General features: G+C 55.0%; 17 protein-coding genes. 7 read left to right on the forward strand and 10 right to left on the reverse strand.

The annotated features are described in order from the left end of the window. Positions 1-42 precede the first annotated feature (42 nt). The 3 genes from KK102_RS21505 to yiaK are packed head-to-tail and all read right to left on the reverse strand — an operon-like array spanning position 43 to position 2472. Positions 43-969 (reverse strand): DUF4862 family protein, encoded by a 927-nt coding sequence (locus KK102_RS21505; RefSeq protein ID WP_216358400.1) that lies wholly within the window; start codon positions 967-969, stop codon positions 43-45. Positions 970-995: 26 nt separating this feature from the next. After that, a complete protein-coding gene (locus tag KK102_RS21510) occupies positions 996-1463 on the reverse strand; it encodes a YhcH/YjgK/YiaL family protein (protein ID WP_216358401.1) in 468 nt (155 codons plus the stop codon). Between the two features lie 10 nt (positions 1464-1473). Further along, positions 1474-2472, reverse strand: a complete 999-nt coding sequence (gene yiaK, locus KK102_RS21515; RefSeq protein WP_126546184.1) for a 3-dehydro-L-gulonate 2-dehydrogenase — start codon at positions 2470-2472, stop codon at positions 1474-1476. 225 nt (positions 2473-2697) lie between these two features. Here yiaK and yiaJ point away from each other — a divergent pair, with 225 nt between their 5' ends. Beyond that, on the forward strand, positions 2698-3516 hold the full coding sequence (gene yiaJ, locus KK102_RS21520; RefSeq protein WP_216358402.1) for an IclR family transcriptional regulator YiaJ: 819 nt from the start codon (positions 2698-2700) through the stop codon (positions 3514-3516). A 3-nt stretch (positions 3517-3519) separates the two neighbouring features. Then, the gene (locus KK102_RS21525) at positions 3520-3975 is read left to right on the forward strand and encodes a 4Fe-4S dicluster domain-containing protein (RefSeq protein ID WP_216358403.1); all 456 of its coding nucleotides are present in this window, start codon (positions 3520-3522) and stop codon (positions 3973-3975) included. 4 nt (positions 3976-3979) lie between these two features. Here KK102_RS21525 and avtA read toward each other — a convergent pair whose 3' ends face one another. Further along, positions 3980-5236, reverse strand: a complete 1257-nt coding sequence (avtA, locus tag KK102_RS21530; protein WP_216358404.1) for a valine--pyruvate transaminase — start codon at positions 5234-5236, stop codon at positions 3980-3982. A gap of 196 nt (positions 5237-5432) precedes the next feature. Next, the gene (locus KK102_RS21535) at positions 5433-7463 is read right to left on the reverse strand and encodes an alpha-amylase (RefSeq protein WP_126546187.1); all 2031 of its coding nucleotides are present in this window, start codon (positions 7461-7463) and stop codon (positions 5433-5435) included. A 313-nt stretch (positions 7464-7776) separates the two neighbouring features. Between KK102_RS21535 and KK102_RS21540 the strand changes: the two genes are divergently transcribed. Continuing rightward, positions 7777-8601, forward strand: coding sequence for a protein bax (locus KK102_RS21540; RefSeq protein ID WP_126546188.1), 825 nt, complete (start codon positions 7777-7779; stop codon positions 8599-8601). 39 nt (positions 8602-8640) lie between these two features. Here KK102_RS21540 and xylR read toward each other — a convergent pair whose 3' ends face one another. The 4 genes from xylR to xylF form a co-directional block, all read right to left on the reverse strand. Further along, on the reverse strand, positions 8641-9819 hold the full coding sequence (gene xylR / locus KK102_RS21545) for a D-xylose utilization transcriptional activator XylR (RefSeq protein WP_216358405.1): 1179 nt from the start codon (positions 9817-9819) through the stop codon (positions 8641-8643). A gap of 34 nt (positions 9820-9853) precedes the next feature. After that, positions 9854-11035 (reverse strand): xylose ABC transporter permease XylH, encoded by a 1182-nt coding sequence (xylH, locus tag KK102_RS21550; protein WP_216358406.1) that lies wholly within the window; start codon positions 11033-11035, stop codon positions 9854-9856. Continuing rightward, positions 11013-12554 carry a xylose ABC transporter ATP-binding protein gene (locus KK102_RS21555; RefSeq protein ID WP_216358407.1) on the reverse strand — a complete coding sequence of 514 codons (1542 nt, stop codon included), beginning with the start codon at positions 12552-12554 and terminating at the stop codon, positions 11013-11015. The genes xylH and KK102_RS21555 overlap by 23 nt, the downstream gene beginning before the upstream one ends. A 71-nt stretch (positions 12555-12625) precedes the next feature. Next, positions 12626-13618, reverse strand: coding sequence for a D-xylose ABC transporter substrate-binding protein (gene xylF, locus KK102_RS21560; RefSeq protein WP_126546191.1), 993 nt, complete (start codon positions 13616-13618; stop codon positions 12626-12628). 370 nt (positions 13619-13988) lie between these two features. Between xylF and xylA the strand changes: the two genes are divergently transcribed. From xylA to KK102_RS21580, 4 genes are all read left to right on the forward strand, one after another. After that, positions 13989-15311, forward strand: coding sequence for a xylose isomerase (xylA, locus tag KK102_RS21565; RefSeq protein WP_216358408.1), 1323 nt, complete (start codon positions 13989-13991; stop codon positions 15309-15311). Between the two features lie 60 nt (positions 15312-15371). After that, positions 15372-16826, forward strand: a complete 1455-nt coding sequence (gene xylB, locus KK102_RS21570) for a xylulokinase (protein ID WP_216358409.1) — start codon at positions 15372-15374, stop codon at positions 16824-16826. A gap of 101 nt (positions 16827-16927) precedes the next feature. Then, the gene (locus tag KK102_RS21575) at positions 16928-17467 is read left to right on the forward strand and encodes an isochorismatase family protein (RefSeq protein ID WP_126546195.1); all 540 of its coding nucleotides are present in this window, start codon (positions 16928-16930) and stop codon (positions 17465-17467) included. Next, on the forward strand, positions 17467-18387 hold the full coding sequence (locus KK102_RS21580) for a GlxA family transcriptional regulator (protein ID WP_216358410.1): 921 nt from the start codon (positions 17467-17469) through the stop codon (positions 18385-18387). Before KK102_RS21575 ends, KK102_RS21580 begins: the two co-directional genes overlap by 1 nt. Here the strand turns inward: KK102_RS21580 and KK102_RS21585 are convergent. Continuing rightward, on the reverse strand, positions 18380-19375 hold the full coding sequence (locus tag KK102_RS21585) for an acyltransferase (RefSeq protein WP_126546197.1): 996 nt from the start codon (positions 19373-19375) through the stop codon (positions 18380-18382). The two genes, KK102_RS21580 and KK102_RS21585, sit on opposite strands and share 8 nt — an antisense overlap. Positions 19376-19392: the final 17 nt, after the last annotated feature.

The following is a 19392-nucleotide window of genomic DNA, read 5'->3' on the forward strand; positions in this document are numbered from 1 at the left end:
ACTGTCTCAGTCAATGTAACCGGAATAGGGATATTTTTATTGTTATTGCGTTGCTTTATTCATTTCGCTAATGCCGTCGCGCAAAATAGCGATGCGATGGCTGACGTCAGCATTAGCATTTATTTCCAGTAATTTAATACCGGAGAATTTCAACGTTGCGGCGCTCGCCGCAGTAAAGAGTGATTTCGCGTGTTCAGTTGTCATCAAACTGTCGGTGCAGAATGAGGAAAACGGCGCGTGCAGATCCTGCCATTCTCCGTACTCCCCGCGGGTGGTCGTGCCCGAAAAAATCAGTGCACCCAGCTTTCCGGCACTGAGCGCGGCCTGAACATGGTCAAGCGGAAGGGTAGTGTTACGGCCTTCGATGGCCGAACGCGCCCAGTTGATGCAGACGCTGATATCCGTCTCCTTCACCACCTCCAGCACCTGCGCTAAGGGCAGGAAGCCTTTACGTGGTGCGGGGCCGGTCATGGCATCGCAGTGTTCCAGCACCAGATCGCAGTCCCAGTCCCAGCTCGCGATTTCCCGGATCGAACGTGAAAACGCCTCGGTTGCCTGCTCGATGGAAGCATTGCCCGCCTGCGGGGCTGCCTGCATCTCCAGGGCTATCACTTTGCCCGGATAACGGGCGTTCACGGCGTTAACTTTCTGGTGCAGATGCCGGTAAAAGTCTACACATGCTTTACGCTGCGTTTCGTCGGCTGACGCCAGGCCAAATGCGCTGTTGATACCGCGGCGGCGCATGGTTTCCATCACGGCGGTCACCACGATTTGCCATTCACCCGGCGTATGGCAGAACAGCCATTCATCCCCATAAGGATGGAGATGTTCAAGGCAGGGTTGTTCCAGCCCGCGAATGTTGGGCGTGTCGGAAAGTTCCCGCCAGAAGGTTTGTTCTTCTTGTTCCCCTTTCTGGTGAAACGAGGGTGCGCAGGGGTACGCACCAATAATAAAACTGGTGTTGGACATTTCGCGTTCCTGTATTTATCAGTAAATTAATCTAATTCGCTGACGGCCACTTTCACCACAATTTTACGAATTGCGGCTTCCTTGTTTTTAATACAGGCAGGACGGTGTACATCCTGCGGGAAAAATAGGGCATAGCTGCCGGGTATCATTTCGATAAAGGATTCATTTTCACAGTCGTGATAAAAAATAATATCGCGCTGTTCCAGGGATGATTCGCTTATTTCATTATTGCCGGTATCAATAGCGATACCGATTTTCTCTTCACCCCATGCCAAAAACTGAATATCCAGATAGCGGCGGTGCACTTCCGGGCGGTTCTCGTGCGGTTCCTTTGTCGTCAGGTCGAGAACCTGAGCAAAAATGTTGCGACCTTCAATTTCTACTACGCCTTGCGCCAGGGTGGTGAAATCCGTCGTGCGCAGAAAATTAAGAGCTTTTTCAATCGCCCGCGGCAGGCGGCACGGATTGGGCTGGGAAATATGTCCGAATATCATGGCCCACTCCTTACAGAGACTGGATTTTCATCCACACGCTGTCGTCGATGGTGATGCCGTCGCGGCGGTTCTCTTCCAGAAGGCGCGTGAATTCATGCCCCGGAAGGCGGACGGCAACGTTTTCATCAGACCGCTGTGCGGTGGTGATGAAGTCCATAATGCGCTGCAGCTTGGCATCGCGGGTTGGGCCGTCGATCAGGCGATCGACCTCGATGGCGATAAAGATCTGCGACACGCCATACTCGTCGCTGTTGTCCTGGGTCACTTCCGCGACGGAGGATCCGTTGGAGAGCAGGGTGGCGATCATGTCGAGCACGATGGATAAGCCGGACCCTTTCCAGTAGCCCATCGGCAGAATACGGCGGTTTTTCTCGATCACGCCTGGCTCCCGGGTGAGATTGCCCTCGTCGTCAAAGCCGCCATCGACCGGCAGCTCGCGCCCGGCAAGGCGGTTCACCTCCAGCATGCCGTAGGAGAACATTGACATCGACATGTCGACCATGGTGATCGGGTTAGAGGGAATAGCCACGATCAGCGGGTTGGTGCCGATGCAGCACTCTTTTGATCCCCACGCGGGCATCACGGCAATCGAGTTGGTCCAGCAAATGCCGATGTAGCCCTTCTCCGCCGCCTGCCAGCCGTAGCTGCCGCCGCGCATCCAGTGGTTCGCGTTACGCAGTGCCACCAGACCAATGCCGTGGTCGGACGCCAGCTCGGTGGCGCGATCCATCATCTTTTTCGCCGTCAGGTTGCCGATGGAGCGCTGGGCATCCCACTGTTCGATGGCACCCAGCGTTGTCACCCGTTTTGGCTGAGCGTCGGGAACGATATCGCCTGCATCAAGCTGCTGAATGAAACGCGGAAAACGGTTAACGCCGTGCGAATAAACGCCGGATTCCGTGGTGCGGGCAAACATCTCGGCGCAGGCGTCTGCGGTTTCCGCCTTCACGCCGCGATCGAGCAGAACCCGATTGAACGCCGCTTTTAACTCTTCAAAGGTCACTTTCATCCCTGTTCTCCTGTTCTTTTTCGGGGCAAGTGCGAGTGCTTTTTTATCGCTAAATTTCACTATGCGAAATCTGATTTCAAATATAGCGATCAAATTTTGCCAGATCAACGACATTCATGTTTTTCAAAATCGATTAAAATCAATTGGTTGTGTTTTTTCTGTTGAGATCGTGAACTGAACCACACTTTGCGCTACCATCAGGGCGCGACAAAAAGGAGCCATTTGATGAGCACGAAAGAGAGCGAAATGATGCAAGAAAAAGAGAGGCCAGCAGGTAGCCAGAGCTTGTTTCGCGGCCTGATGCTGATTGAGATCCTCAGCAACTATCCGAACGGGTGTCCGCTTGCGCACTTATCTGAACTGGCGGGGCTGAATAAGAGCACCGTGCACCGCTTACTGCAGGGGCTACAGTCGTGCGGGTACGTGACCCCGGCACCCGCGGCGGGCAGCTATCGCCTGACCACCAAATTTATCGCCGTCGGGCAAAAGGCCCTGTCGTCGCTGAATATCATTCACGTGGCCGCTCCGCACCTTGAGGCGCTGAACATTGCCACCGGCGAAACGGTGAACTTCTCCAGCCGTGAGGACGACCACGCGATCCTGATTTATAAGCTCGAACCGACAACCGGTATGCTGCGCACGCGTGCCTATATTGGCCAGCATATGCCGCTCTACTGCTCTGCAATGGGCAAAATCTACATGGCGTTTGGTCATCAGGATTACGTGGCGAGCTACTGGGAAAGCCATCAGGAACAGATCCAACCCTTGACCCGCAACACCATTACCGAGCTGAGTGCGATGTATGATGAGCTGGCGGAAATTCGCGATCGCAGCATGGCGATGGATAAAGAAGAGAACGAGCTGGGGGTTTCCTGCATTGCCGTGCCGGTCTTTGATATCCACGGGCGCGTGCCGTATGCGATCTCCATTTCGCTGTCGACGTCGCGCATGAAGCAGGTGGGTGAGAAGAACCTGCTCAAGCCGCTGCGTGAAACGGCAGAGGCTATCTCAAAAGAGCTGGGTTTTAACGTGCGCGAGGCGTAACAGATGAACCGATTTATCATGGCGGATTCGGAAAAATGCATTGGGTGCCGCACTTGCGAAGTGGCCTGTGCGGTTTCGCATCAGGAATTCGTCATCGCGAGTAATTTCATGCCCCGCATTCGGGTGGTGAAAGGGGATTCTTATACCACCGCGGTCGGGTGTCATCAGTGCGAGGATGCGCCCTGTGCAAATGTGTGCCCAACCGGGGCAATCCGACGCTCAGCCGGAGCCTGGCTCGTTGAGCAGGCGCGCTGCATCGGGTGCAAAAGCTGCATGGTGGCGTGCCCGTTTGGGGCGATGCAGGTACAGAGGGTGGGGGATCATGCGCAGGCGCTGAAATGTGATTTATGCGCGCATCGCGAGGGCGGACCTGCCTGCGTTGAGGCTTGCCCGACCCACGCGTTAAGCTGTGTCGATCCCGCCAGATTACGCACCGAACGGCTGCATCATCTGGCGTAAGAACTTACTGACCGTTTTCGCGCCAGGCGTTCTCAATCTCTTCCGCGAGAATTTTCACACCCGCTTCGATTTTTTCTGGATCAGGCACATAGTTCATGCGCATGCACTGGTGCGTGTGCGGCCACGGTTTATCCAGCCCCGGGAAGAAGTAATCGCCCGGCACCATCAGCACACCACGCTTTTTCAGTCGCTGGTAGAGAAGTTCCGTCGTAATCGGCAGATCCTTGAACCACAGCCAGAGGAAAATCGCCCCTTCTGGTTTGTGGATCAGGCAGCGTTCTTCCGGCAAATAGCGGCGAAGTATCGCGATCGTATCCTGAACGCGCTGGTAATAGAATGGCTTAATCACGTCATTCGACAGGCGCAGCAGGTCGTTGCGCTTAATCATTTCGCACATCATCGCCGGGCCAATGCCGCCGGGTGAAAGACTGATAATGCCGTTCATGTTGGTAATGGCGGTGATGATTTTTTCATTGGCAATGATGATGCCGCAGCGGCTGCCCGGCAGGCCCAGTTTAGACAGGCTCATGCACAGAACGATGTTTGGGTTCCACAGCGGGCGGGCTTCGCTGAAGATTATCCCCGGGAACGGCACGCCGTAGGCGTTATCGATCACCAAAGGGATGCCGTGCTGATTGGCCAGCGCGTCCAGTTTCATCAGCTCGTCATCGGTAATCACGTTGCCCGTTGGGTTGGTAGGACGTGATACGCAGATCATGCCCGTCTCTTCACCAATATGCAGGTGTTCAAAATCGACGTGATATTTGAACTGGCCTTCTGGCAGCAGTTCGATGTTCGGGCGCGCGGAGACAAACAGGTCTTCTTCGAGGCCGGAATCGGCATAGCCGATATACTCCGGTGCCAGCGGGAACAGCACTTTTTTGGTCGTGCCGTCGGCGCGACGTCCTGCGAACAGGTTAAACAAGTAGAAAAACGCGCTCTGGCTGCCGTTTGTCAGTGCAATATTCTGTGGTTCGATATCCCAGCCCAGCTCGTCACGCAGCATTTCGGCGAGGAGTTTCAGCAGCTCGGTTTTACCCTGCGGGCCGTCGTAATTGCAAAGCGCATCGGTTGCTTTGCCGCTTTCCAGCATCTGAGCGAGCAGCGTCTGGAAATAGGTATTCATCTCCGGAATTTGAGCCGGGTTTCCGCCGCCGAGCATGATTGCGCCCGGTGTGCGCAGCCCGTCGTTGAGGTCCTCCATCAGGCGGGTAATGCCTGAATGGCGGGTAAATTTGTCGCCGAAAAGTGAAAACGTCATAGCAGGTGATCTGTCGGGCTTATTTTGAAAGTGGGTAACCATAACGCTAGCACCGTGCTGGTGCAAATCGGGTGGTGTGGTCGGATTTGTTGTTTTATAGGGTAGGTTTGGATTTGTGTAGTGAATCGTTCTGGTTTGCTTCTCCCCTCACCCCGGCCCTCTCCCCTGTGGGGAGAGGGTTAGGGTGAGGGGCCGTTTATTGATTACCCGCCCATACCACCATCACCTTATCGCCCTTGTGCTCGCGCACGAAGCCGTAACCTTCCTTCATTGACAGCGTGGTTTGCTTGCCTTCACCAATCGCCGGGTGACGGGCGCGGAACTGACCCAGAGTTTGCCAGTGGGCGACGGTTAGGGCCTGCTTGCCCGTGACATCCTGCCAGTTCATGTCCGAACGTGTGCCCTGAAGCGGGTCGGAGCCTGTCGGGCCGAACGGACGTTCTGATTCATCACCGTAGTAAATCTGCACGCTGCCCGGTGCCAGCAGGAGCAGCTCCGCCGCGCGCTGGCCCCCTTCGCGGAACAGGCGCGTATCGTGTGACGAGAGGTAGCTCAGCACGTTGAAGCTTTGCAGCTTCTCCGCCATCTGCTGCCAGGTGAGATCCATATCGGCCAGACACTCCACCGCTTTCGCCGCCTGCTCCTGATAGTCAAAATTGATCATCGCGTCGAAGCCGTGGCGGTAATAATCGCTCTGCATCACGCCGTGGCCCCAGGATTCCCCGGTCATCCAGAACGGTGCGTTGTCGAGTTTTTTGTCCGGGTTAGCCGCTTTCCACGCCGCCAGTGCCTGGCCTGCCTGATCTTTCAGCTGTTGCCATGCGTCGAGTTCAACGTGCTTTGCAGTATCCACCCGGAAGCCGTCGATACCGTAGTCACGAACCCACTGGCTGAGCCAGTGGGTCAGGTAATCCCGGGGCGTGAAATTCGTCATCGCTTTCGCGCCGGTGTCGGGCTTGTGTTGATAAAAGTTCGGCAAACCTGACGGGGTCGTCGATTCCGTTTTCAGATCCGGCAGGAAGGCCAGCGACATGGTCAAATCATCGAAGCCGGGGTTGTCGTAATTACCAATGTCGGTGCGGATCCATTTCTTGCCCCACCATTTTTCCCATGCGGCTTTGTCGCTAAAGTTGATGTAGTCGTTAAAGCTGTGCCAGCTTTGGCCTGCGCCGGGCTTCCAGTCCGTCCAGCGATCGCCCAGCGTTTTTTTCAGCTCATCGCCCTGCAGGTACAGGGCACCAAACTGATATTCCTGCATGTCTGCCAGCGTGGCATAACCAACGTGGTTCATGACGATATCAAAAAGAACGCGGATGCCGCGCTTGTGCGCTTCGTCGACAAGCTGGCGCAGGTCATCTTCGGTGCCCATGTTGGCATCGAGTTTCGTCCAGTCCTGCGTGTAGTAGCCGTGATAGGCGTAGTGAGGGAAATCCCCTTTGGTTCCGCCGCCCACCCAGCCGTGGATTTGCTCCAGCGGGGAGCTTATCCACAGCGCGTTGACGCCCAGCTGCTGCAGGTAGTCGAGCTTGCCGGTAAGCCCCTTGAGATCGCCGCCGTGGAAGGTGCCGATCTCCTGCATGCCGTCTTTATGACGGCCATAGCTGTTGTCGTTGCTCGGGTCGCCATTCACAAAGCGGTCGGTCAGCACGAAATAGACGGTGGCATTTTGCCAGCTGAAGGGGGCAGGCTGGTCGGTTTCGGCACGCTCAAGCAGCAGCAGGCCGTTGCTGTTGGCGGCAGGCTGTAGGGTGATTTTGCCGTTCTGCACCGTTGCCGTCTGTTTGCTGTAGAAATCACGCACCACCGTGCCTTCCGGGAAGGTACCGCTTACCTCCAGCGTCAAAGGTTTGCCATCCCACGTTGGACACTGACGGGCGACGTTCGCGACAGGTTGCTCCGCTGTGCTCTGAATGGTCAGCATCAGGGTCGGCGTCCCGGAGCGGGTATCGACACGCATCTGATAATCACCGTCACGGAATAGCCGCCACTGTGGCGGTGCGCCCTCGCAGCGCTTGAGCGACAGCATCTCATTGAGTTTTATGGCGTCCGTTGGCTGCCAGCACGTGTTGTCAAAACTCACTGTTAAAGGACGGGTACCCTTCGCGAGCTTTGCCTGACTGGTGAAGACCCCGGTACCTTCCGCGCGAAATGCGCTAAATCCCGGCGATGACCAGTCTGCATGTGCCAGCGCGGGAAACATCAGGAGAGCCACTGCGGTGCGTTTCATTTCATTTTCCTGTCGCGGATTTTTTAACCAGTGTGCCACTGGGTACTGAGGAAAAACTCCTCCTCCGATGGTTTCTGCCAGGAGGACGCGAAGGGATGAGTGATCCCGCGCAAAATTAGGCAGTTATCTGCGATATCGCACACATTTTTTCAGAATTGATGGTTTAGTGAGCATGTTTCAGGTGACATAGTTTCGGATTTGGACTATTTCTATACGTGCTCTGGAAGACTATTTTTGATATGATTTGAGATTCCCTCTCAAATTTGTGAAAAAAATAAGGTGTTGGGATGATTACATCCGACCAGGAGACCTAATGATATCGACTCCCATTCGACGATATGGGGCCGCGATACTCATGTTACTCACCACGGCATTTTCGGGTGAGGTGCTTGCAAAGACGCACACGGATACAACGAGTAAGAAAGCCCACGTAATAAAGACGACAAGTAGTAAGGTTAGCAGTAAACAAGAGTATTCTCGCAATAGTGCAAAGAGTAGTTCACTTCCTGATTTGCGAAAATACCCTTCCGGAACACCAAGGAAAAAAGCGTTTCTCCGGACGGTAATGCCTTACATCACGAGTCAAAATGCTGCGATTACTGCAGATCGTAACTGGCTGATCTCAAAACAGTACGATAGCCGCTGGTCGCCGTCTGAGCGCACGCGCCTGAAAGAGATTTCAAAACGCTACAAGGTGAAATGGAATGGCAACACGCGTCATGTGCCGTGGAATTCACTTCTGGAGCGTGTAGACATCATTCCGGGCAGCATGGTGGCAACGATGGCCGCCGCTGAAAGCGGTTGGGGTACCTCGAAGCTGGCGCGCAATAACAACAATCTTTTTGGCATGAAATGCGTGAAAGGGCGTTGTAACAATGCACCCGGTAAAGTGAAAGGCTACTCGCAGTTTGAATCGGTCAAAGATTCCGTGAATGCCTATGTCGTGAATCTGAACACGCATCCGGCCTACTCTTCGTTCCGTAAGTCTCGCGCCCAGCTGCGTAAAGCGGATCAGGAAGTGACGGCAAGCACGATGATCCACAAGCTGAAAGGTTATTCCACCCAGGGGCAGCGCTATAACAACTATCTGTTTGCGATGTACCAGGATAACCAGCGCTTAATTGCCGCGCATATGTAATCCCCAAAAAACGCCTTCCATCGGAAGGCGTTTTTCTTTTTAGATCATCACTTCGCTATACCGTTCCCGGTACTCTTTCGGCGTCGTCTCATACTCCTTTCTGAACACCGAGTAGAAATACTGCAGCGACGGGTAGCCGCACATCTGTGAAATTTCATTGATGGAAAGCGACGTGGAGATCAGCAGGCTGCGTGCTTTCTCCAGTTTTTCCGCATGAATAACGGCGTGAATGGTTTCACCCACTTCTTCTTTAAAGCGTTTTTCCAGGTTTGAGCGAGAAATGCCGACCGAATCCAGCACCTGATCCACCTTAATGCCTTTGCAGGCGTGGTTACGAATGTAGTGCATGGCCTGAATGACGGCCGGGTCGCTTAAGGAACGATAATCGGTTGATCGGCGTTCGACGACACGCACAGGCGGAACCAGCAGGCGCTGAAGCGGCAAGGCTTCGTTGTCCAGCAGGCGGTGCAGGAGTTTCGCGGCCTGATAGCCCATTTGACGGGTTCCCTGCGCGACAGAGGAGAGCGCCACGCGAGACAAATAGCGGGTTAACTCTTCGTTATCGATACCAATTACGCACAGCTTTTCAGGCACCGGAATATGCAAATGTTCGCAGACCTGCAGCACGTGGCGCGCACGAGCATCTGTTACCGCAATAATCCCTGTCTGGGGCGGCAGAGTTTGCAGCCAGTCCGCCAGGCGGTTTTGCGCGTGCTGCCAGTTTTCCGGTGCGGTTTCCAACCCCTGATACACCACACCACGATATTTCTCCTTTGCGACCAGCTGGCAGAACGCATGCTCGCGCTCTACCGCCCACCGTTTGCCGCTTGAAGAGGGCAACCCGTAAAACGCAAAGCGATGCACGCCTTTCTCTTTTAAATGGAGAAAAGCGGCCTCGACCAGCGCATGGTTATCGGTTGCGATGTAGTGGACTGGTGGATAGCGATCGGGCGAATGATACGAGCCGCCGACGCCCACAATGGGAACGTCGACGTCTGTTAGCAATTGCTCAATGACGGGATCGTCATAGTCAGCGATAACGCCATCGCCCAGCCAGTCTTTGATGTTCTCCAGACGGGTGCGAAAATCTTCTTCAATGAAAATATCCCACTCGGATTGCGACGCCTGCAAATATTCACCAACCCCTTCAACCACCTGACGGTCGTAGGCTTTGTTGGCATTGAATAACAACGTAATGCGGTGACGCTTTTCAAACATGGCTCACTTTCCCAAATAAGTAACAATACTGTTCTCAGGCACGTCGCTTGGTTGCAGAGTCCATCCAGACTGCCAGCAAAAGAATCGCTCCCTTCACGATATACTGCCAAAACGTTGGGACGTCCATCATGCTCATCCCGTTATCCAGCGAAGCCATAATAAATGCGCCCATTACCGCACCTGCCACGCTGCCGACACCGCCTGCGAGACTGGTCCCGCCGATGACACACGCAGCGATGGCATCCAACTCGGCAATGTTTCCTGCCGACGGTGAACCGGCCCCCAGACGTGAGCTGAGGATCAGCCCTGCAATCGCCACCATCAGGCCGTTGATGGCAAAGACAGCGAGTTTGGTGCGTTCGACGTTGATCCCTGACAGACGTGCCGCCTCAAGATTACCGCCAATGGCATAAATACGACGACCAAACGCGGTGCGCGTCGCCATAAACATGCCGCCCAGCAGCAGGAACGCCAGCAGCAGAACGGGCGTCGGGACACCGCGGTAATCGTTCAGCAGCCAGATGGCACCCAGCACAATCACGGCGGTGAGCGCCTGACGACCGACCACGGAGGTCGATGCCGGAGAAGCCAGCCCCAGCGCCTGACGGCGCATACGGCCGCGCCACTGCCATGCGATGAAGGCCATCATGCCCACCACGCCAATCGTAAAGCCGATGCCATCAGAGAGGTAGCTCTGCCCAATCTGCGACATAGACGCGCTGGTGGGAGAGACGGTAGTGCCGTTGGTGATGCCAATCAGAATCCCACGGAAGGCCAGCATCCCGGCCAGGGTGACGATGAATGACGGCACCTTGCGGTAGGCAACCCACCACCCGTTCCACGCCCCCAGTACCAGACCCAGCGCCAGCGTCACGACAATGGTGAGCGGCAGCGGCCAGCCGAGCCAGACATCAAATATCGCCGCCACGCCGCCGAGCAGGCCCATCATCGACCCGACCGACAGGTCAATCTCCGCTGAGATAATCACAAACACCATCCCCACGGCAAGAATGCCGGTAATGGCAGTCTGGCGCAGCAGGTTAGAGATATTACGAGCACTCAAATATGAGCCATCGGTCATCCAGGTAAAGAACAGCATGATGACGATAATCGCCGCGATCATCACGAAGACCTGCAGGTTTAGCGCTTTTAGCCCCGCGAACGCACCGGGCGTCGGCACGGCGACTTTGATATCAGACGGATTGCTTTTCGACATGACGTTCGCTCCTTAGGGCGGCTTCCATCACCTGCTCCTGCGTCAGGTTCTGGTTAATCAGGTTGGCTTTCAGTTTCCCCTCGTGCATAACCAGCACTCGGTCGCTCAGGCCGAGCACTTCGGGTAACTCAGACGAAATGACAATGACGGCAATCCCTTGCTGTACAAGCTGATTAATCAGCTTGTAAATTTCATACTTCGCGCCGATATCAATCCCGCGCGTCGGTTCATCCAGAATTAAAATTCGCGGGTTAAGTAGCAGGCAGCGCGCCAGAATCGCCTTTTGCTGGTTCCCCCCGCTGAGGCGTCCAATGGCCAGTTCTGGTGAGGAGGTTTTCACCTTGAGCCTGGCGAGAGACTGAAGAATGCACTGCTGCTCGGCAGCGTCGTCCAGGCTCGTCAGGGCACCGGAGAACTGGTTTAGCGCCGCCAGCGTGATGTTTTTCCCGACAGCCATTACCGGCACGATGCCGTCCTTTTTGCGATCCTCTGGCACCATGGCAATGCCATGGGCAATCGCCTGCTGGCAGTTGTCGATTTTCACCGGCTGACCATCAATGTAAATGCTGCCTTCCCAGCGTCCGGGCCAGACGCCGAACAGGCACTGTACGGCTTCGGTGCGCCCGGCACCGACGAGGCCCGCAATCCCAAGAATTTCGCCACGGTGAAGGGAAAACGAGACGTTATTGACGCGCTTAATGTGGCGGTTAACGGGGTGCCACGCGGTGAGATTTTCCACGCGCAGGATTTCATCTCCCACGGCGTGGGGTTCGTTCGGATAGAGCGCAGTGAGTTCGCGTCCCACCATCATAGTGATGATGTCATCTTCACTCATGCCCTCCGCTTCACGGGTGCCGATGTGCTGCCCGTCGCGGATCACGCAGATGGTGTCCGAAATGGCTTTCACCTCATTAAGCTTGTGCGAAATATAGATGCAGGCGATACCGTGGTTTTGCAGATCGCGGATGATATTGAGCAGAACAGCGGTTTCCTGTTCAGTAAGCGAGGCCGTTGGCTCATCGAGGATCAGCAGTCTTACCTGCTTGTTCAGGGCCTTGGCGATTTCGACCAACTGCTGCTGCCCCAGGCCAAGATCTCCCACGCGGGTATCCGGTGAAATGCTGAGACTTACCTGCGCCAGCAGCTTTTCACAGCGCAGCGTCATGGTGTCGTAATCCAGCACGCCGTGACGTGAGATTTCGGCACCCAGGAAGATATTTTCCAGCACGGTGAGGTGCTTCACCAGCGCCAGTTCCTGATGAATAATGGCGATACCTTTACGCTCAGTATCGCGAATGTGTGTGGCCTGAATGACCTCACCGGAAAAGACGATTTCACCCTCATAGCTGCCATGCGGATAGATCCCGCACAGCACTTTCATTAGCGTCGACTTGCCCGAACCGTTTTCACCGCACAGCGAGACCACTTCGCCAGGGTTTAGCCGCAGGCTCACGTTATCGACCGCTTTCACCGCGCCAAAGGCTTTAGTGATGCTCTTCATTTCCAGTAAATAAGACATAGCTGCTCCACGTGACCTGAGGGAGAACAGGACAGACCGGTGCGCCCCTGCCGGGCAGGGGCTGCGCGGGATTACAGTTCACTCTTCTTGTGGAAACCGTCTTTAATGACAGTGGCGTCAATATTCTCTTTATTGACTTCAATCGGGGTGAGCAGACGGGCCGGAACATCTTTGAGCCCGTTGTTCAGCGTCGCGTCAGATTTAGGCTGTTGGCCCTGACCCAGCTCAACGGCAATTTCAGCCGCCGTATTTGCAAGTTCGGTGATGGGCTTGTAAACCGTCATGGTTTGGGTGCCTGCAATGATGCGTTTTACCCCGGCGAGATCGGCATCCTGTCCGGAGATAGCGACTTTGCCAGCCAGCCCTTGGGCGCTCAGGGCCTGAATCGCGCCGCCAGCGGTGGCATCGTTAGAGGCCACGACGGCATCAATTTTGTTGTTGTTGGCCGTCAGCGCGTTTTCCATAATTTTTAGCGCGTTTTCCGGGAGCCAACCATCAGCCCACTGATCGCCAACCACTTTAATTTTCCCGTTGTCGATGTACGGTTTAAGGACTTTCATTTGTCCTTCGCGGAACAGTTTGGCGTTGTTATCTACTGGCGAACCACCCATCAGGAAATAATTCCCTTCTGGCACTTTATCGACCAGGCTTTTGGCTTGTAATTCGCCCACTTTTTCGTTGTCGAACGAAATATAATAATCAATGTCCGCGTTATTAATCATGCGGTCATAGGCTAATACTTTTATGCCTTCTTGTTTGGCTTCTTTCACCACGTTACTTAATACCTGGCCGTTATACGGGATAATGACCAGCACATCGACGCCACGGTTGATCATATTCTCAATTTGCGACATTTGCGTTTCTTCGTTGCCGTTAGCCGACTGAACAAACACGCTTGCGCCGAGGGATTCCGCTTTTTTGACAAAAATATCGCGATCTTTCTGCCAGCGCTCCAGGCGCAGGTCGTCAATGGCCATGCCGATTTTCACCTCTTTGGCGTGCCCGGCAAAGCTTGCAAGCAGGAGAGTAGTACAGAGTGTAAGGGACAGGTTCTTTATCTTCATAATTATTAGGCCTTTTTGTAGGGGATGTGTCGCTGAGATAAAAGAAACATTCACTGCTGAGACGCAGCAAATTTTTAACGTGGAAAGGCCCGCTGGCAATTACAGATTTTTATCTTCTCATTATGATATTTGGTTTATTTCTGAATTTATGACCGCGATCGGATTTTAAAATACGTAACTTATTAATTACATTTGATTCTGGAATCTGCACCGAAAAATAGTTTGTCTGCGCATTATTTTGCGAGCCAGCGCACAGTTGTGCATTCTCTCAATAGCAGTGTGAAATAACGTAATTGAGCAAGCCGGAATGTGTATTCACTATTACTCCTGTATCTACGACACGCCGCATACCCTGATTATGGAGCTCAATATGCAAGCTTATTTCGACCAACTCGATCGCGTTCGTTACGAAGGCACGAAAACGACCAATCCTTTAGCATTTCGTCACTACAACCCGGAAGAGCTGGTGCTGGGTAAGCGCATGGAAGATCATCTGCGCTTTGCCGCCTGTTACTGGCATACCTTCTGCTGGAATGGTGCCGATATGTTCGGTGTGGGTTCTTTTGATCGTCCATGGCAACAGCCTGGCGAAGCCATCGAACTGGCGAAGCGTAAAGCGGATGTCGCGTTTGAGTTCTTCAACAAGCTGAACGTGCCGTACTACTGCTTCCACGATGTGGATGTTTCTCCGGAAGGCGCGTCGCTGAAAGAGTATCTGAACAACTTCGCGCAGATGGTGGACGTGCTGGCGGCAAAACAGCAGCAGAGCGGCGTGAAGCTGCTGTGGGGCACGGCAAACTGCTTCACTAACCCTCGCTATGGCGCGGGCGCGGCAACGAATCCGGATCCCGAAGTGTTCAGTTGGGCGGCCACACAGGTGGTGACGGCGATGAACGCCACGCATCAGCTGGGCGGCGAGAACTATGTACTGTGGGGCGGCCGTGAAGGTTACGAAACCCTGCTTAACACCGATCTGCGTCAGGAGCGTGAGCAGATTGGTCGCTTTATGCAGATGGTCGTCGAGCATAAACATAAAATCGGTTTCCGCGGTACGCTGCTGATTGAACCTAAACCGCAAGAGCCAACCAAGCATCAGTACGATTATGACGTTGCAACCGTGTACGGCTTCCTGAAGCAGTTTGGTCTGGAAAAAGAGATCAAAGTGAACATTGAGGCTAACCACGCTACGCTTGCGGGTCACTCTTTCCATCACGAAATTGCGTCCGCCATTGCGCTGGGCATCTTTGGTTCTGTGGATGCAAACCGCGGCGACGCGCAGCTCGGCTGGGACACCGACCAGTTCCCGAACAGCGTGGAAGAGAATGCGCTGGTGATGTACGAAATCATCAAAGCGGGGGGCTTCACCACCGGCGGCCTGAACTTTGACGCTAAAGTGCGTCGCCAAAGCACCGATAAGTACGATCTGTTCTACGGTCATATTGGCGCGATGGACACCATGGCGCTGGCGCTGAAAATCGCCGCTCGAATGATTGAAGACGGTGAGCTGGATAAACGCGTGGCGAAGCGTTATAGCGGCTGGAACAGTGAGCTGGGCCAGCAAATTTTGAAAGGCCAGTTATCGCTTGCGGAGATCGCGAAGTACGCTGAACAGCATCAGCTGGCACCGCAGCATCAGAGCGGACACCAGGAACTGCTGGAAAACCTGGTCAATCACTACCTGTTCGATAAATAACAGCATCCAGGCCCGGTAAGCGCAGCGCCACCGGGCATTTCTGTCAAAGGAGTCACCACAATGTATATCGGGATCGATCTTGGCACATCGGGTGTGAAAGCCATCCTGTTAAGCGAACAGGGCGACGTGTTAGCCACGCAGACGGAAAAACTGCAGGTTTCACGTCCGCATCCGCTGTGGTCTGAACAGGACCCGGAGCAGTGGTGGCAGGCGACGGATCGCGCAATCACAACCTTAGGCGCGCAGCACAGTCTCCGTGACGTAAAAGCGCTGGGGATTGCCGGACAAATGCACGGCGCAACGCTGCTGGACAGCCAGCACCGCGTGTTGCGTCCAGCGATCCTCTGGAACGACGGTCGCTGTGCAGAAGAGTGCGCGCTTCTTGAGGAACGCGTACCGACCTCTCGTGCCATCACCGGCAACCTGATGATGCCGGGCTTCACCGCACCAAAACTCTTGTGGGTACAGCGCCATGAACCTGAGATTTTCCGTCAGGTAGCGAAAGTTCTGCTGCCGAAAGATTATCTGCGTTTTCGCATGACGGGTGATTTCGCCAGTGATATGTCTGACGCGGCGGGCACGATGTGGCTCGATGTGGCGAAACGCGACTGGAGCGAGGCGATGCTGGATGCCTGCCATCTGACTCGTGACCATATGCCTGCGCTCTTCGAAGGCAGCGAGGTCACCGGCACACTGCAGTCCTCCATTGCTGAACGCTGGAATATGCCTGCCGTACCTGTGGTGGCTGGCGGCGGCGACAACGCGGCGGGCGCTGTCGGTGTCGGGATGGTGGAGGCAGGGCAGGCGATGCTCTCGCTGGGAACCTCCGGCGTCTATTTTGCCGTCAGCGACGGTTATCGCAGCAATCCTGAAAGCGCGGTCCACAGTTTCTGTCATGCCCTGCCGGGGAAATGGCATTTGATGTCGGTGATGCTGAGTGCGGCATCCTGCCTTGACTGGGCAGCGAAGCTGACCGGAATGGCGGATGTCCCTGCGTTTATCGAAGCCGCGCAGCAGGCGGATGAAAATGCCGGTGCCGTCTGGTTTTTACCCTATCTTTCCGGCGAGCGTACGCCACACAACAACCCGGAAGCGAAAGGGGTGTTCTTTGGCTTAACCCATCAGCATGGCCCGGCTGAACTGGCGCGTGCGGTACTGGAGGGCGTCGGGTATGCGCTGGCGGATGGGATGGACGTCGTACATGATTGTGGGCTGAAGCCATCAAGCATTACGCTCATTGGCGGCGGCGCGCGCAGCAGTTACTGGCGCCAGATGTTGTCTGACATTAGCGGGCTACAGCTTGATTATCGCACCGGGGGCGACGTCGGGCCTGCGCTCGGCGCAGCGCGCCTGGCACAGATAGCCGTGAACCCTGACAAACCGCTCGCACAGTTGCTGCCACAGCTGGCGCTTGAACAAACGCATCTTCCTGACGCAGCACGTCATTCGCGCTACGCGGAAAGGCGTGATGTGTTCCGCAGGATCTACCAGCAGCTGGTGCCGTTGATGTCATAAACGATTGTCTGATAGAGGCATGACGATGTACTTTTTTGGTCTGTTCGTGCCTGCGTTTCCTCGTCAGGATATGGTCATACCCACTGACGAGGAGTTCCATCATGTCCCGCACCGCATTAATCAATATTGACACTCAGCAGTCATTTCATCATCGCGTGTACTGGCAGGAGGGCGATATTCCTGCCTTTCAGCAGGCCATGCTGGGTCTGATTGAAGGCTGTCAGTCGCGCAGTATCCCGGTCGTTGATATTTTTCATGTAGATGAAGACGGTCCTTTCACCCTGGAAAGCGGCTTTGTCAAACCGATGGCCTTTTTACGTCATCAGCCGGATGTGGTTTTCCAGAAACACGTCCATAATGCCTTCACGGATACCGGGCTCGACCGCTGGCTGCGCGAGCGGGATATCAACCGACTGATTATCTGCGGCATTCGCACAGAACAATGTTGTGAAACCACCGCACGGGTGGCCTCCGATCTGGGCTATGCTGTGACCTTTGTGAGCGAGGCCACGCTGACGTTCCCGATGACGCACAAAGGAATTACCCTTAGCGCTGACGAACTGCGCCATCGCACCGAGACGGTGCTGGCCGGGCGTTTTGCCGAGATTAAAACGGTAGCGGAGACGCTGGAGTCACTGTAATGAGCATCGACGTCTGGTTCGTTATGTTGCCCGGGGTGCTGTCATTAGACATGACCGGCCCGGCAGAAACCTTCGTGCTGGCGGGCGACGCGTTTCGCCTCCATTACATTGGCCCGCAGCCTGACGTTCAGACGTCGATTGGCCTGACGATGAGCGGCATTCAGCCGCTGCCGGAACGTCTGCCGGAAGGGAGTTTGCTTGTGCTGCCGGGAGTCAGCGACTCCCACGTTCAGTTCTCAACCCCTCTGGCGCAGCAGGTTCAGCACTGGCTGATGCGCCTGCAGCCGCAGATCCAGCGCCAGGATATCGCCGTGATGTGCGTCTGTTCTGGCGCGCTGCTGGCGGCAAAGTCGGGCTTGTTGAATAACCGGCAGTGCACCACGCATCATGACGTCATTAGCCGCTTACGCGCCGCAGCCCCCACGGCGACGATTAAAGAGAACCGGATCTTCGTGCAGGACGAGAATATCTGGACCAGCGCAGGGATCACGTCGGGTATCGATCTGGCGCTGCATATGATTAACCGCCTTTGTGGGCCAGAAAAAGCCCTGTCCGTCGCGCGTGAGATGGTGGTCTGGTTCCGCCGCTCCGGGGGCGATCCGCAGCTTTCGCCCTGGTTACGCTACCGCAATCATCTTCACCCGGCGATCCACCGCGCGCAGGACGCCCTTACCGCTGAGCCGCAAAAAGCGTGGCAGATACCGGATATCGCCGCGCAGGCGCACGTCAGCCCGCGCCATCTGACCCGGCTTTTTCAGGAACATTTAGGTATAAGCGTTCGGGATTACCTTGAGCAATTGCGTCTGGCCGTGGCCGAACAGTGGTTGTTGCAGGGGCGTGGGGTGGAGCAGGCGTCGCTGGCGGCAGGGTTTTCCTCCCCGCGCCAGTTCCACCGTGCCCGGCAGCGAATCGCTAGCTAACGAAGCGATGGGTATCTATTTTTTGCAACAACATCGACAGCAATAAGCTCACGACCAGCGTGGCGGCAAAAATCCAGACAATATCCAGCAGCGGCCAGCTTTTGAACTCAATGCCACGCGTGCGAAGAGCGTGGATCACCAGCGCGTGAAAACCGTAAATTCCCAGCGAGTGGCGCGAAATAAATCCCAGCAGGGGAAGCGGGCGTTCATTCAGCGTATTTTTGACGAGTATCAGCAGGGAGATGGCGCAGATAAAGACCATCGGCCCGCAGTAAAGGTACCAGGTATCGGCAAAATTCCCGCGCCACTTCAGCTCATAAAGCGTACCGCGCGAAATCACGACCACACCGATGATAAACAGCGCCCCACAAAGCCAGTTCATCCTCCTTTTTTGTGTCTCCATCATGCCAATGGCGCGCCCCAGCATGCCGTACAGCACGTAGTAAAAGGTATCGCCGTTGATATAGAGATTGACCGGCAACCATTCAAATCCGTCAATTTTCTGCGAGACGGTATTGGGGTTTGCCACCACGCCAATCACCACCATCAGGGCCAGGAGCATCTTGCCGCTGACGTTTTTTACCTGGATTAGCGGGGAAACCAGATAAATAACGATAATGGCGAAGAAGAACCACAGATGATAGAAGATCGGTTTTTGCAGCACGTTTTTCAGCGAAAGCTCGGCGTTAATTGAGGTGAAAAGCGTGATATAGAGCAGCGCAACGACGCTGTAAAAAACCAGGCATGAGGCGATGCGGATAAAATGCCTCGGCTGCGCACTGCGTTCGCCAAAGAAGAGAAAGCCGGAAATCATAAAGAACAGCGGCACACTCACGCGGGAAGCGGAGTTAAGTATATTAGCGATATCCCAGTTAACGTGGCTGATGCTGTGCGCGTTAGTGACGTACCAGGTCGTCGTGTGGATCATCACCACCATCAGACAGGCTATTCCTCGCAGGTTATCAATCCAGTTAATTTTTGACGACATCAGTTCCTCTTATTCCC

It is taken from the genome of Enterobacter quasimori, assembly GCF_018597345.1.
In the GTDB taxonomy this organism is placed as follows: domain Bacteria; phylum Pseudomonadota; class Gammaproteobacteria; order Enterobacterales; family Enterobacteriaceae; genus Enterobacter; species Enterobacter mori.